Annotated in this window: 10 protein-coding genes; all 10 read left to right on the plus strand. The window is 32.5% G+C overall.

The features are described 5' to 3' along the window. Positions 1–91: 91 nt before the first annotated feature. The 10 genes from M3P09_RS03240 (at position 92) to M3P09_RS03285 (ending at position 16,286) form a co-directional block, all read left to right on the plus strand. Entirely contained in the window at positions 92–1,243 is a 1,152-nt protein-coding gene (locus M3P09_RS03240) for a FecR family protein (protein ID WP_249971999.1), read from the plus strand. A gap of 156 nt (positions 1,244–1,399) precedes the next feature. Next, a complete protein-coding gene (locus M3P09_RS03245) occupies positions 1,400–4,924 on the plus strand; it encodes a SusC/RagA family TonB-linked outer membrane protein (RefSeq protein ID WP_249972000.1) in 3,525 nt (1,174 codons plus the stop codon). An 11-nt stretch (positions 4,925–4,935) separates the two neighbouring features. Beyond that, positions 4,936–6,333, plus strand: a complete 1,398-nt coding sequence (locus tag M3P09_RS03250; protein WP_249972001.1) for a SusD/RagB family nutrient-binding outer membrane lipoprotein — start codon at positions 4,936–4,938, stop codon at positions 6,331–6,333. 143 nt (positions 6,334–6,476) lie between these two features. Then, a complete protein-coding gene (locus M3P09_RS03255; protein ID WP_249972002.1) occupies positions 6,477–7,631 on the plus strand; it encodes a M14 family metallopeptidase in 1,155 nt (384 codons plus the stop codon). 11 nt (positions 7,632–7,642) lie between these two features. Next, positions 7,643–8,875, plus strand: coding sequence for a M14 family metallopeptidase (locus tag M3P09_RS03260; RefSeq protein WP_249972003.1), 1,233 nt, complete (start codon positions 7,643–7,645; stop codon positions 8,873–8,875). Beyond that, a complete protein-coding gene (locus tag M3P09_RS03265) occupies positions 8,872–10,512 on the plus strand; it encodes a gamma-glutamyltransferase (RefSeq protein ID WP_249972004.1) in 1,641 nt (546 codons plus the stop codon). The genes M3P09_RS03260 and M3P09_RS03265 overlap by 4 nt, the downstream gene beginning before the upstream one ends. Then, on the plus strand, positions 10,505–12,088 hold the full coding sequence (locus M3P09_RS03270; RefSeq protein ID WP_249972005.1) for an N-acyl-D-amino-acid deacylase family protein: 1,584 nt from the start codon (positions 10,505–10,507) through the stop codon (positions 12,086–12,088). The genes M3P09_RS03265 and M3P09_RS03270 overlap by 8 nt, the downstream gene beginning before the upstream one ends. 2 nt (positions 12,089–12,090) lie before the next feature. After that, the gene (locus tag M3P09_RS03275; protein ID WP_249972006.1) at positions 12,091–13,629 is read left to right on the plus strand and encodes a glutamate racemase; all 1,539 of its coding nucleotides are present in this window, start codon (positions 12,091–12,093) and stop codon (positions 13,627–13,629) included. Positions 13,630–13,639: 10 nt separating this feature from the next. Next, positions 13,640–14,950, plus strand: coding sequence for a fibronectin type III domain-containing protein (locus M3P09_RS03280; RefSeq protein WP_249972007.1), 1,311 nt, complete (start codon positions 13,640–13,642; stop codon positions 14,948–14,950). A gap of 28 nt (positions 14,951–14,978) precedes the next feature. Beyond that, positions 14,979–16,286 carry a dicarboxylate/amino acid:cation symporter gene (locus tag M3P09_RS03285; protein ID WP_249972008.1) on the plus strand — a complete coding sequence of 436 codons (1,308 nt, stop codon included), beginning with the start codon at positions 14,979–14,981 and terminating at the stop codon, positions 16,284–16,286. Positions 16,287–16,307: the final 21 nt, after the last annotated feature.

Raw genomic sequence — 16,307 nt, forward strand, 5'->3', positions numbered from 1 at the left:
TTAAGTTAAAACAAATTTAATTTTTTTTTAATAAAGCGTGGTGGTATAGTAATTTTAGTTTCGTTATACAAATATAGATGCCGTAAAAAAAATGGATAAAAAGACCGAAATAATAATTACAAAGTTTCTTACTAATGAAGCAAATATTGATGAGCTTAGGCAGTTGGAATTATGGATAAGTAATCCTAAAAACGAAACATTGTTTTTTGAATATATTAAGACTAACGCTTATGCTAATATGCTTGTAAGTAAGTATGATATTAAAAAAGCTAAGAAAGATATATTAGGTAGTATAAGAAAAGAAAAACGTAAAAATAGTAATATAGTAAAGTACGTTGCTGCTGCAGTTTTTATAGGAATATTGGCTTCAAGTTATTTTTTCAGAGATAATATATTTTATAATCCTGTAGAAAACAGCCCAATAATTGTAAATAATATTGAATCTGGTACAGATAAAGCCACATTAACACTAAGTGATGGTTCTGTTGTAGAATTGGAAAAAGGAGAGTCTTTTAAAACTAAAAATGCAAACAGTAATGGAGAACAAATAGTTTATGGCTCTGCTAACAAAAATAAACCATCCGAAATAGTATATAATTATCTTACAATACCTAGGGGAGGTCAGTTTTTTGTAAAACTCTCAGATGGAACCCAAGTTTGGTTAAATTCTGAATCTCAACTAAAATACCCAGTAAGTTTCATTGAAGGAGAAACCCGTAGAGTAGAATTAATATATGGCGAAGCGTATTTTGATGTATCTCCAAGTACAAAACATAAAGGCTCAAAATTCAAAATACTTTCTGATGTTCAAGAAATTGAAGTTATAGGAACAGAGTTTAATATTAAGGCTTATAAAGATGAAAGTGCTATATATACAACGCTAGTTGAGGGTAAAGTTTCGGTTAAAAATAATGATAAAACAGAATTTTTAAAACCTAACCAGCAATCTGTTATTGATGTATCTACTAATAATATAAGGGTTAGAGAGGTTGATGTTAATAGTGAAATTAGTTGGATTAATGGAGAATTCATTTTTTACAAAAAGCCATTAAAAGAAATAATGAAAGTGCTTTCTAGATGGTATGATGTTACTATAATTTTTCAAAATAAATCTTTTGAAAATACAGAATTCAATGGAGAGTTAGGTAGAGATCAAAAAATAGAAGACGTATTAGATTTAATCAAAAAAACAAAAATTATTAATGCTTATGAAATAAACAATAATACTATCATATTAAAATAAAAAGAGGGTCGGAAGTATTAACATCTCACCGCAAACATTTCCTCCCCCTTTAGGTAATTAATCAATTAAATGTAACTAATTAACACATGCAAATTTATGAAAATTAAACCAACTAAAGTTTTGTTCTTTTTTAGAAAGAAACTACTAACAATCGTTATGAAAACTTTAATATTCTTTTTCTGCTCCGTAGTTTTCAGTTTAACTCCGAACAATGTTTTATCCCAGAATGTAAAAGTCGTTATTGATCAGGATAAAACTGTAAGTATTGATGAGGTTTTTAAATTAATCAGTAATCAAACAGATTATAAATTTATTTATAAAACAGATTTATTTAAAGACTTGCCTAAGGTTCATATTACTAAAGGAACCATCAGACTACACAAGTTATTGAAGAAATGTTTTTCAGTCAGTAATTATAATTTTGAGGTTTCAGAAAATAACTCAATCGTTATTAATGAAAAGCCAGAGATAATAATTAAAAAAAATAAACAAAAAACACTAACAGGTACAATAACCGATAATTATGGTGTTCCGTTACCTGGTGTTAATGTTATAGTTAAAGGAACTTCAACAGGAACCTCAACAGATTTTGATGGAAATTTTAGTTTAGATGTAGAAGAGGGAGCTATTCTTGTTTTAAGCTATATAGGTTTTAAAACAGTTGAAATTGTTGTTGGAAACCAAACAGAAATCAATGTTACTTTAGAGGAAGATGCAGCAAGTTTAGATGAGGTTGTGATTAATGCCTTAGGTTTTGCTGTTAAGACAGATAAACTAGGTAGTGCTGTATCTAGTGTTAAAGCAGAAGCGATGACTCGATCAGGAGAAACTTCTGTAGCGAATGCTATACAAGGTAAAATGTCTGGTGTTAATATTACACGCTCAAATGGCGATCCTGGTTCTGGTTCTAATATTAGGATTAGAGGAGCTAATACTATCTTTGGAAGTACGCAACCACTCATTATTGTTGATGGTATTCCTGTAAGTAATAGTAACTCGCAAGGTGGAGCTAGTTCCTCTACAGGAAACGGTACATCACAACAATCTCGTTTAAATGATATTAACCCTAATGATATTGAAACCTTACAAGTTTTAAAAGGCGCATCAGCTGCAGCGTTATGGGGGTCAAGAGCATCAAATGGAGTAGTGATTATTACAACTAAATCTGGAAAAAAAGGATTTAAGGTGTCTTTAAAAACATCTTTAGCTCTGGACGAAGTTAACGCAACTGCACCTCTTCAATCTAATTATGGTCAAGGATTAAGTGGTAGGTTTAGATATGGTTATTTACACGGTTGGGGAGATGAAATATCAACCAGATCTGGAGGAGAAGATGCATTTGATACTTCGGGAGCCTACTTTATAGGAGACCAAACTGGTAGAATATATTATGATATTCCAGATGGAACTTCTACAAATCTTCATGGAGGTAAAAATTCTAAAGAAACATTTTTGCAAAAGAATTTCGATCAAGTATTCCAAACAGGAATATTATTAGAGCAATCGGTTAGTATAAGTGGTGGAGATGATAATAGTAATATCTTTTTCAGTTTAGGAAATACAGATCATGAAGGTGTTGTTAGAAATAATGACTATAAAAGACATACTGTAAATTTGAGTGCTTCTCGGAAGTTTAGTGACTTTATCAGTTTAAAACTTAAAGGTAAATATTCAAGAGTAAGTGCTAACAGAATTCAGCAAAACTCAAATACTGCAGGATTATTACTAGGGTTTTATAGAAATATTTCAGATTTTGATATTGAAGATTATACAGGAACTTATGTAAGTGCTTCTGGTGCAGAAACAAGTGGCCGTCATAGATCATATCGAAATCCAATTGGTGCGAGTGAAAGACCTCGTTATAATAATCCATTATGGACAACCAATAAACAAAAAGCACCAAATATTGTAAATAGACATATTTATTCAGCAGAGCTTGATCTTTTTCCTGTTAAGGGTTTAAATGTTAAGTTAAGAGGTGGTGTTGATACTTATAGTGATGATAGAACTTATTTATACCCAAGAGGATCGGCTAGAACAGGATCTCAACCACGACTTGAAGGTAACTTAACATTTGAAAGCATAGGGGCTACAGAATTGAATTTTGATGCTATTGCTAAGTATGATACAGATATTAATGAAAAAATCACCTCTTCGTTTGTGTTGGGCTGGAATGTTAACGATAGAAAGTTTAATAGAGAAACTACTGTGGGTAGTGACTTTATAGTAAATGCTGAAATTTATACTTTAGATAATTCACGAATAATTCAAGCTGATAATTTTATAAGTCATCGTAGATCCAACAGGGGGTTTGCAACTGCAAATTTTGGAATAGATAACCAACTATTTATAGATTTATCTGGTACAGTAGAAGCAGCTTCAACAATTAATAAGCCATTCTTTTATCCAGCGGCTAGTGCTGCATGGCAATTCTCAGATGCTAGCTTCTTCCCAGAAGATAGTTTTATAAGTTTTGCAAAAGCTAGGTTAAGTTGGGGTAAAGTAGGTATTCAACCAGGAATTTACCGAAGTGCTACAAATTATGAAGGAGATTTCACTTATAGTAATGGTATTTTTGGTAACCTTTCTTCAACTAACCATGGAGGAGGATTTAGGTTAGATAATCAATTAGGAAATGCAGATTTAAAACCAGAAATAAAAACAGAAATTGAAGGAGGTTTAGAGTTACGCTTTTTTAATAATGCATTGTCTACAAGTTTCACATATTACTCAAATGATATTGAGGATATCCTATTAACTTTAGATAGAGCTCCAAGTGGGGGCTTTACAAGTATTTATACTAATGGAGCTGCAATGAAAAATAATGGATTTGAGTTTGAGTTTAATGCCAATCTATTAAGAGATAATGAGAATTGGTCATTCTCTCCTTATGGTAATTTTGGTACCAATAAAAATGAAGTAACAAGTTTGGCAGGAGCAGATATTCAGGCTTTAACTGGTTTTGGTACAGGTGATTCTGTGGCAGCAGAAGGGTATCAAATGGGAGCCATATTTGGAGGTAAATTACCTAGAAATGCAGATGGAAGTATTGAATTAGATGCTAATGGTTTTCCGGTAGGAACTCCTGTTTATGATATAATTGGAGACCCAAACCCAGACTGGACTGGAGGCTTAGGTTTTAATATTGGATTTAAAAACCTGTCAATGAATGTGTTATTTGAGCACTCACAAGGTGGAGATTTTTATGACATGACAAGGCAAATTAATTCTCAAAGAGGTTTTAGTGCAGAATCAGGGAATAAGGTTACTATTCCAGCAGGAGGAGTAGTAGATGTTAATGGTAACGCCTATACTCCAGGAGATGTAGTAAGAGGTAATTTATACGATTTTGGTGCAGGACAAGTACTTTTAGAACAAAACTGGTATAGAGGTAATGGAGCAGGAAATAGAGGGTTTAGTGAGCTATGGCTACAAGATGCAACATGGACACGTTTAAGAGAATTAACATTAACATATTCTTTAGGACAAAAAGTATTGGACAAATTAAAATTATCAGCGGTTGCCTTTAGTGTAACTGGTAGAAACTTGGTTTTATGGACTGATGTGATTGGTAATGATCCTGATAAGAATTTTGCAGGAGTTGGTAATTCTAGAGGGTTAGATTATTACACAAACCCATCCACAAAGTCTTATATGTTTAATTTAAATATAACATTTTAAAAAAATTAATTATGCGATTATTTAAAACAAGTTTAATTATAGCAACCTTTATATGTTTAGTAGCATGCCAAAGCGTTGTTGACGATATAAATGATAACAACCCAAATAAAATTGGAGTTGTAGATGGTCAAACATTATTTACAGGTATGCAATTAGCAAATACAACTGCACAATCTGGCTATTTAAATTGGGCTGCAGGAGTTTGGACAGGAAACTTTGTAGGTTCTGGTAGATTTGCTCCAGTACAAAACTATGAATACGGAAACACTAATTCGAATACGCCTTGGCGTAATATTTATGTTGGTGTTGTAAAGCAAGCTAGAGAAATAAGAAGCGGAATAGAAGTTACTAATAAAAACTTTTTCTACGGGGCTTCAAAAGTTTTAGAAGCTTATGCTGTTGGTACGGCAGTAAATGTGTTCGGAGATGTACCCTATTCAGAAGCGAGCAATGATGAAATACCAACACCAAAGTATGATAGCCAAACAGAAGTTTATACAGCTCTGCAAGTTTTATTAGATGAAGCTATATCAGATTTGCAGGTAGCAGGGACAAGTGGAGGAATAAACGAAGATATTTATTTTGGAGGCGACTCAAGCAAATGGGTTAAAGCTGCTTATACATTAAAGGCAAGATTGTTTTTAGATGTTAGGGATTATTCTAATGCGGCGGCGGCGGCTCAAAACGGGATATCTTCAGAATCTGAATCTATGAAATATTACCCGCCAGCAGTTGTTTTAACTGGTGATACAAATTTATTAAATCAGTTTTTTACTGGTAGTTTTCCAGATGATTTGACTACAGAAGGATCTTTTTTAATTGATTTGGTAGGAACTGGTGCTAGTAGTAGAAACAATGCTAAAACGGATGAAGTAGATCGTGCTGCTTATTATTATGATGGTGTAGATATTAATTTATCAGGAATAGCAGCAAACAACGAGCCAATGAATCAGATATCATATCAAGAGAATCTGCTAACTTGGGCAGAAGCATCATTACGTTCAAACTCTACTAATTTTAGTTCAGCTTTAGCTAAATTAAATGAGCATAGAGCTAATTTGAGAAATGGTGTATACTTCTCTACAAGTTCTGGAATTTATGACGATTATGTCGAAGCAGATTTTGAAGCAGGTGGTATTGAAAATGCTGACAGCTCTTTATCAAAAGAAGATGCTTTGCTTAGAGAAATTATTGAAGAACGTTATGTAACTTTCTTTGCAGATATTTTAAGCTTTAACGATATTAGAAGAACTGAAAAAGACGCTACGGCATTACAAGTGCCTGTACCTTTTAATACAGGATCTCAAAGACCACAACGATTCTTATATCCGTTTGATGAAGAAAACACCAATGCGGATAATGTACCTGATATAGCTGATATTTTTGTGAAAACACAAATAAACCAATAGACAAAAAAGTTTGATTTTTGAGTTAGTGTAGGGGTTGTTTTTAAAAACTTCTTATTAAAGACAATCCCTCATTTTAAGTAATGGCGAGTAGTTATATAAGCCTATACACTAATATTTTATTCTCAATACTAAAGTAAACCTATATGAAGCTTTTTCAATTTATTTTTTGTTTGGTTGTAATAAGTAGCATACTTAGTTGTAATAAAAAAGTGTCTGAAGATGCTATTTTTTATACAGACTTTGATGGCTCAAAATTAACCAAAGTAGAGAAGACAGGAGCAAATAAGTATACAGCTTATATATCTCCAGCCTTCGAACCGGTAAATAAAAGTCCGTGGTTTGCTTTTGGTATTAGTTCTAAAATAAGTAAACAGATAGAGTTAAAGCTTAATTATGGTAAGTATAAGCACCGCTATATTCCTAAATTAAGTATTGACAAAAAGAATTGGGAGAAAATTGACTCTCAAAAAATTAAGATTGATACTAGCACAGGAATAGCAACATTGAAGTTAAATGTTTCTCCTCAAAAATTATACGTTGCAGCGCAAGAAATAGAATCATCAGAAGACACCTATTTATGGATGAATCAATTATTGATTAAGCATCCAAAAATCAATAAAATAGTTGCTGGGAAAACAGTTTTAAACAAAAATAATTATGCTTTAGAGGTTGATAATGATAGTATTGTAAATACAATAGTATTAATTGCCAGACAGCATCCACCAGAAGTTCCTGGTGGTACTATTGCATTTAAAGCTTTTTACGAAAAGCTATTAAGTAACTATAAAACAGCCAATACTTTTAGAAGTAAATTTAATATCTATACGTTTCCTTTATTAAATCCAGATGGAGCAGATATGGGTAATTGGAGGCACAATGCTAATGGTGTAGATTTAAATCGAGATTGGGTAGACTTTACACAACCAGAAACTCAAATGGTTGATAAATATTTAACTTATAAAACTAGCCAAGGAAAAAAAATTCGATTTGCACTTGATTTTCATACATCATACTCAGGACCATACCTTTTAATTTTAGATTCAATAAATGAAGCAAAAAGGAATAAAGTTATTCCAAATTGGATTCCTCGAATTGAAAATAACTCAACGTTTAAGGTTGAAGCTAGAAGACGAGCTCAAAGCTTGCCGTATTGTTATAATTACTTCTTTAACAAATTTGGTTGTGAGGCAGTAACCTATGAGGAAGGTGATGAGGTAGATAGAGACCTCATAATAAAAAGAGCTCAAGTATACGCCCACGAATTTATGGCAACATTAAATAAAAGTAATAATTTTTAAAGAACGAATTTATGAAACTATTTCATCGTAACTATTTAGTACTAATTATTCTAATTTTAGTTAGTTGTAAAAGCGCAGACACTGTTTCTTTTAAAACACCTGTAGACACTACAACAAAGTCCATTAAATCTCAAAAGAAACAAACGTTTACTTTAGATGATTTAGGGGTTTATGCTAGCAATGAGTTTGATGGCGCAAGATTGAATGGGTTGAAAAAGGAAAATGATAGCACAGCTGTTCTCTTAATAAATCCTGAAAATGAGCCCATTAATAATAGCGCATATTATGCCTTTAAAATTTGGTCAAAAACCCCAAAGTCATTTTACTTAAAGTTTCAATATCCAAAGGGGTATAAACATAGATATGCACCTAAATTAAAAAAAGATAAAAATTGGTTTATCATTGATTCTATTAATTTTTTCAAAAGAGATAGCATTGTAACTATAAAGCTAAAATTAGATAAGTCTCCTTTAACTGTGGCAGCTCAGCAAATAAACTCGTCATCAGATGTTAAATTGTGGTATACAAACTTAATTAAAGGGAAAGAGGATTATGTACACTTTAGCAATTTTGGAAAATCAACATTAGGGAGAAATTTACCTGTTCTTGATATTTATAAAGGAGATAAAAAAAACAAAGATATTATTGTTCTATTAACGCGCCAACACCCGCCTGAAGTTACTGGTTATTTTGCATTTCAAGAGTTTTTAAAAACCATTTTAACTCAATCTAATATTTCTGATACATTTTTAAATAAGTATCGGGTATTGGCTTTTCCTATTATGAACCCAGATGGAGTTGATCTTGGGCATTGGCGTCATAATGCAGGAGGTGTTGATACAAATAGAGATTGGTCAATATACAACCAACCAGAAGTGAAACAAACTGTAGAATATATTACAAAAACTTTACAAAAAAATAAGGCTAAAGTGATACTAGGCTTAGACTTTCACTCCACAAACAAAGATGTGTTTTATACAAATACAATTAGAAAAGGAACAACCTTGCCAAACTTTATTGATGATTGGTTTAAAGCCTTAGAGCAAAATATCCCAAATTATAAAGTAAATGAAGCCGCAGGAAACAGTAGTAAGCCTGTATCTAAAGGTTGGTTTTTATACGGGCATAATGCTACAGGTATAACTTATGAAATTGGAGATGCAACACCTAAAGACAGAATAAAATTAATAGGTAAAGTTACTGCCGAACAAATGATGCGTGTTTTACTAAATAAAAATAAATGAAAACAATGCACTTAATAGCTTCAGTAACGATAAGTATTCTATACTTTAATGTTGTTATAGCGCAAAATGAAACCTTAGGACTAGTATCTTCAGCAACTCCAGAAGCAACAGAATCTGGAGCGCAAATTTTAAAAAAAGGAGGTAATGCAGTGGATGCCGCAGTTGCTGTTGCTTTTACTTTAGGAGTAACAGAACCAGCTATGTCTGGTATAGGAGGCAGAACAATGATTATTTTGTCACTTCCTAATCAAGAACCTATTGCTATAGGAGGTATTTCTTTAACACCTACGATTTTAGACTCAAACATAGAAAAAAAAGATCTTACATTCTATAAGCAAGTTTCTATACCTTCTCAGGTAAAAATTCTAAATTATGTTTGGAAAAAGTATGGGAGTGGTCAATTAAAATGGGAAGAATTATTAGAATCAGCAATCCATTATGCAGAAAATGGCTTCATAAATGGGATTCATAGACATCATGTGTTTAAAAGAGTGCAGCAAAAGTTTATAGATAATCCATATCATAATAGAGAACTACTAGTAGATAATGAGATTCCTGCTATTGGAGATTTAATTAAGCAACCAACTTTAGCTAGGACCCTAAAAAAATTAGCCATAAATGGAGGTGATGACTTTTATAAAGGAGACGTAGCAAAGGAAATTGCAGAAGATTTTAAAAATAATGGAGGCTGGATAACGTTTAACGATTTATCAAATTTTCCAGAACCAAAAGAACATAAACCTTTACATGTTAATTACAGGGGGTATGATGTTTATTCGTTTATCCCTCCAGGAGGTGGTTGGCAAGTATTACAAGTTCTAAATTTGCTTGAACAATATCATGTGAATGATTTAAAGGCTAATACCACTGAAAGAACTTTGGCGATACTTAATGTTCTTAATTTAAGTCATAATGATAGGTTAGATAATGCTATTAAAGATTATAGCAATTTTCAGTCTGAAATAGATGAGAAAATCTCCAAAAATTATGCTAAGACTCTATTGAAGAATGCCAATAACTTATTAAAAGTTATTCCTAATTCTGAAGAAAAAGGACAAGGGGAAACCACACATTTCTCAGTAACAGATAAAGAAGGAATCGCAGTAAGTGTAACCTCGAGTGTTGGTGCTTATTTTGGCTCAATAACATCCACTAAAAGTTTAGGTTTCTTTTATAATAGCTATTTAAAGTCACTAATGGGTTTTGGTCTTGGTAAGTCTTTAGAACCTAATGTTAGTATTCCATCATCAATGAGTCCAAGCCTAGTTAAAAAAGATGGCAAGAATGTATTAGTAATTGGTACACCAGGAAGCAAGCGTATTGTTTCAACTATTTCACAATTAATTCAATTATGGGTAGATAGTGAAATGAGTATTACAGATATCATTAATGAGCCCCGTGTTCATGCTATTAGAAACCTTGCCTATATAGAAGATGAAAATATAACTTCAAAAAATCTTCAAAAAATTAGAAGCAAAAGGTTTAAAATAGCATTCCCAAATTATGACTTAACCAATAAATCTGGATTGAACGCCTATTTTGGAGGGGTTCATGCTATAGAATACAGGAATGGTCAGTGGAAAGCTGCAGCAGATCCCAGAAGAGATGGTACAACAATAACTGTGATGAATGAATAATAATAAGTTATATAAACCAATGTATTTAAGAAATAACATTATAAGTTGTTTAATTATTCTTTTGATTTTTTCCTGTTCTGAAGAAAAGGTTGATGCCGATATTCTAATAACAAACGGAACCGTTTATAACGGAACAGATAAAGCCTCAAGTAATGCTTTAATAGCTATAAAAGATGATAAAATTGTTTTTGTTGGGAATGAAGGCGATGTTAAAATAACAGCGACAAAGACAATCGATGCAAAAGGATTAATCGTGTCACCAGGCTTTATAGATCCGCATACGCATGCCGATAGAGAGTATAAAGACAAAAAAACAGCTCACAACCTCCCTTTTATGATGCAAGGCATCACCACAACCATAGTTGGTAATGATGGTGATAGTTTTTATCCTGCTAAGAAATATCAAAGGTTATATTCAGAACAAGGTATTGGTACTAATGCTGTACAACTTATAGGGCATCACGAAATTTTAAAAGCAGTTATTGGGAAAAGTAATGTTGAACCTACACCTGATGATATTGCTAAAATGCAAGAGTTAATGCAAAAAGAAATGGATGCAGGAGCCTTTGGCATGTCAACAGGATTATATTATGCTCCTGGGAGTTATACAAGTACAGATGAGGTTATTGCTCTGGCTGAAATTGTTGCAAAAAATGGAGGTGTTTATGATACGCATTTGCGAGATGAAAGCTCTAATACCATTGGTTTGGTAGCATCGGTTCAAGAAGCTATACAAATTGGACGTCAGGCAAAATTGCCAATACATATTTCACATATAAAATGCTTAGGCGTTGATGTTTGGCATCAAAGCGATTCTATTATTAAAATTATTGAAGCAGCAAGAAAAGAAGGTATTGAAATAACAGCAAATCAATACCCGTATGATGCCTCTGGTACTAGTTTGAATGCTGCAGTTTCACCACGTTGGGCAGAAAGCGGAGGGAAAGATTCTTTATTGTATCGTGCTTTCAATCCAAAATTAAAAGAGCGCATTTTTGAAGAAACCAGAAATAATATTAGGCGCAGAGGTGGTGCAGAAAAACTACTTGTTGTTAAATGTAATAATGCTACTTATTTGGGTAAAACACTTCAGCAAATATCAGAATTGTTAAACATACCGCCAGAACAAGCTGTATACCCAGTTCTAGAAACTGGATATGTAAGAGTAGCTTCATTTAACATGAATCCTGATGATATTCACAATTTCATGAAACAAGATTGGGTAGTTACTGGATCAGATGGAAATACAGGGCATCCTAGAAAATATGGAACATTTCCGCGTAAGTATCACAAATATGTAAAACAAGATAGTATAGTTGATATGGCAACATTTATTAATGGGAGCACTTCAAAAACAGCAAACATATTTAGAATACCTAAGCGAGGGCAAATTAAAGAAGGTTATTATGCTGATATAATCATTTTTAACCCAGAAACTTTTAGAGATATAGCAGATTACAAAGACGCTTTTCAATATGCAGAAGGGTTAGAGTATAGTATCATCAATGGAAAAGTATCTATTGAGAAAGGTGAATTCACAGGGCTTTTAAACGGAAAAGTATTAAAAAAGAAATAATTATGAGACAGTTAAAACTCTTGTTTTTGTTGTTAGCATTGCTAATAGTAAGTTGTAAAAAGGCGGCAAAAACAGAAGAAGTATCACAAACTTCTGAAGTAAAGAAAGATATTATTACTACCATTATTGAAGACAAAGATAGTTTTTATCATATCGATTTTAATAATTATCCTAATGGAGATAAAAGTTTACCAATTGGTGTTTTCGATTCAGGAACAGGTGGTTTAACAGTTCTTAAAGCTATTGTTAATTATGATGAAAATAATAACGAAAACCATAAAAAAGGAAGCGATGGTGAGATAGATTTTAGTAAAGAATCCTTTATATATCTGGGAGACCAAGCTAATATGCCTTATGGCAATTACTCAAAAGAAGATAAAGTTGATTTACTAAATGAGCATATTATTAAAGACGCACAGTTTTTAATGAGTAATAATTATTATTTAGATGCCACAGATAATTCAGTTAATACAGATAAACAACCTGTAAAAGCCTTGGTAATTGCTTGTAACACTGCTACAGCTTACGGAAAAGAATATATTGAAGAATTCTTAAGAAAAGCCAATTCAAACCTAAAAGTAATTGGTGTTATTGATGCCGGAGTTAGAGGCACATTGGCAACCATTGAAAAAGATGAGGATGCTATTATTGGAGTATTGGCTACAGCAGGAACTGTGGCTTCTAAAGGTTATAGAAATACACTTTTAAAGTTTAAAGAAGATTTAGGTTATAACGGGAATATTGAAGTGTTTTCTCAAGGAGGTATTGGTATTGCAGAAGCTGTTGACGAAGACCCAAATTATTTTGATAAGAACTTGAAAAAACCACGAAACGATTATAAAGGACCTGGTTTAGATGGAGATGTAAAAATAGATAAAGCGCTTTTCGATATTTATAATTTCGATTTCGATAATAGTAAAATGCTTTGCGATACTGAAAAAGTTGACGATTGTTCAATCCTTCAAATTAATGATGCAAAAAATTATGTGCGTTATCACTTAGTAACTTTAATGGAGCAAATCCGTCAATCAAAAACTAATAACAAATTAAAATCAATCATTTTAGGTTGTACACATTATCCATATATGACGAATGAGATTGATGATATTTTAAAAGAATTATATAGCTACAAAGGGAAAAATGGCAAGTATATGTACCGTGAATTTATGGTTGAAAATATAAACTTAATAGACCCAGCAGTTGATACAGCTAAAGAGTTACACGATTATTTAAATAATGAATCTTTGTTTAACCCTAACGGAAATATTAAAGATAGCGAGTTTTACATTAGTGTTGCCAACAAAGACAATGTAAATAATATAATTGATGCAGATGGTCGTTTTCCTTATGATTACAAATATGGTAGGAATGTAGATGAAATTCAAGAGTATGTAAAAGTTGTCCCTTTTAGTCGAGACAATATCTCGTATGATATTTTAACACGTTTTCAAAAGCAAATCCCATATGTATATCAATTAATGCAGGGTTTTAATCAGAAAAATAATAAAACAAAATCACTAAAGGAAGAAAGTAAAATTTAGTTACTAGAGGATGAAAGTTTATAGATATTTAGCCATAGTATATTGTGTTATAATTTCAAGTTGTTCTAGTGGAGGCTCTGACGATTCAGCTCCTGCACAAACAACAGATACTGCTCCTCCCTCGGCGCCAACAAACCTTATAGTTACAAGCATTTCTACAATGTCTATAGATTTAAGCTGGACAGCTTCTACAGACAATATTGGGGTTAAAAATTATAGTATTTATAAAGATGATGAAGCTTTAGCAACAATATCATCAACAAGTCATACGGCAAGTGGATTAGACGCTAACACCACATATTCTTTTAAGTTAAAAGCAAGGGATGCTGCAGGAAACGAATCTGGCTTTAGTAATGTTGTTAACGTTAAAACGGATGATGATACAGCGGTTTTAGTTACAACATCTGGAGATATTGAAGCCTATTTAGGAAGTTTTATCGATGATGTGCCTGGAGATTCTGGGAATAATTATAAAATTCCTTTAGACGCACAATTAACTACATGGGATGAAATAATTGATGCTATTTTAGGTGAAAATATTGATGATGCAGTTTTAAAATCATCTGAAATAAACTATCAAATTAACGAGTTTACTGATACATCATTAACACCAAATCAAGTATTTTATATTTTAGAAGAGAAATCAGATAAATCTAATTATTGGGGAACTTATGTGTTTAGTAAAACACCTACTATAAATAACCTTATTATTCAAGCGCCACATATAAAGAATGACACCAATACTGGTAAACAAGCCGTGTATTGTTTTAAAAATAATGTTGCTAAGGCGGTTTTTATAAGTGGGGCTCATCGTTGTAATAATAGTGAAGAGTCAACATGTTCTGGAACAACTTCTACATGTAATTCTGGATCGCAACCTTACAGAGTTTCTGATTTAGCTCACAATATCAATTCTGTTTTTCAAAAAACAACAGAAAATGTTTTTAATGCAGTTTCAAATTCTGTTTTTATTCAATTACATGGTTTTGGTAAAAATGCAACCGACCCTTATGTTATTTTGAGCAATGGAACACGAGAAACACCATCAATAGATTACGCCACACAAATAAAAGATGCACTCTTAGTTGAGGATAACTCGTTAACTTTTAAGTTGGCACATATTGATACTGGTTGGACGAGGCTTATAGGTTTTACGAATACCCAAGGACGATTAATAAATAGTTCATCAAACCCATGTTCAGCTTCTGCATCAGAAACTACAGGCCGATTTATTCATATAGAACAGGAAAGAACTAAACTTAGGGAAAGTGCTGATGAATGGATTAAAATGAGCAATGCACTAAAAAGTGTGTTTAACTAAAAAATATAACCATTAAATTTTTAAAAACATGAAGAAACTTGCGCTACACTGGAGAATATTGCTAGGGATGCTTTTTGGAGTAATAGTAGGATTATTATTTACGAATTTTGATGGGGGAAAAGAAATAGTTCAAAATTGGATAAAGCCATTTGGAAAAATATTTATCAATTCTTTAAAACTTATTGCCATACCATTGATTTTGGCAGCTTTGATAAAGGGTGTGTCTGATTTAAAAGATATCTCTAAGCTTTCAAAAATGGGAGGGCGTACTATAGGTATTTATATTTCTACTACTATTATTGCAGTATCTATTGGGTTGCTTCTGGTTAATTTGGTAAACCCTGGGCATTCTATATCCGAAGAAACTAGGCAGGAAATGGTTGGTAATTATGCCGATAACACCACTAAATATAAAGAAACGGCAAAAGCTCAAAAAGAAGCTGGTCCACTAAAACCTTTAGAAGATTTGGTGCCTGAAAATATTTTCTCATCAGCGACTAGTAACCGTAATATGCTGCAAGTTATCTTTTTTGCGGTATTTTTTGGTATTGGATTGATTTTGATTCCTGAAGAAAAAGGCAAGACCGTTAAAAACTTCTTTGATGGATTTAATGAAGTCATTTTGAAAATGGTTGATCTTATTATGCTCGCAGCTCCATATGGGGTATTTGCTTTATTAGCAGCTTTAGTTGTAGAATCACCAAGTGTTGATTTATTCAAAGCATTAGGTTGGTACGCATTAACAGTAATTATAGGATTGCTTTTAATGATTGCAATTTATACTATGTTAGTATTAGTGTTTACCAAGAAGAAACCTAGTTTTTTTATTAATGGAATATCTCCAGCGCAGTTATTAGCATTTTCAACAAGTTCAAGTGCAGCAACATTACCAGTAACTATGGAACGAGTTACAGAACACTTAGGAGTTGAGGAAGAAGCCGCAAGTTTTGTTTTACCAATAGGAGCAACTATTAACATGGATGGGACAAGTTTGTACCAAGCAGTAGCTGCTGTTTTTATAGCACAAGCTTTTGGTATGGATTTAAGTTTTAGTACACAAATAGGCATTATAGCTACCGCAACATTGGCATCAATTGGTAGTGCAGCTGTACCAGGAGCAGGCATGGTTATGTTAGTTGGTGTATTAGGTTACGCTGGAATACCTGAAGCCGGATTAGCACTTATTTTTGCTGTAGATAGACCTTTAGATATGTGCCGCACAGCAGTAAATGTAACAGGTGATGCGGCCGTTTCAATGCTGGTAGCAAAATCTATTGGGAAATTAGGTGAACCTAAAGTAAAAAATTGGGACGATAACTACGAATCGGTAAAATAACTAAAGGCGTTTCTCTGAGGA

This window comes from Jejuia spongiicola, from assembly GCF_023502325.1.
Lineage (GTDB): Bacteria > Bacteroidota > Bacteroidia > Flavobacteriales > Flavobacteriaceae > Wocania_A > Wocania_A spongiicola.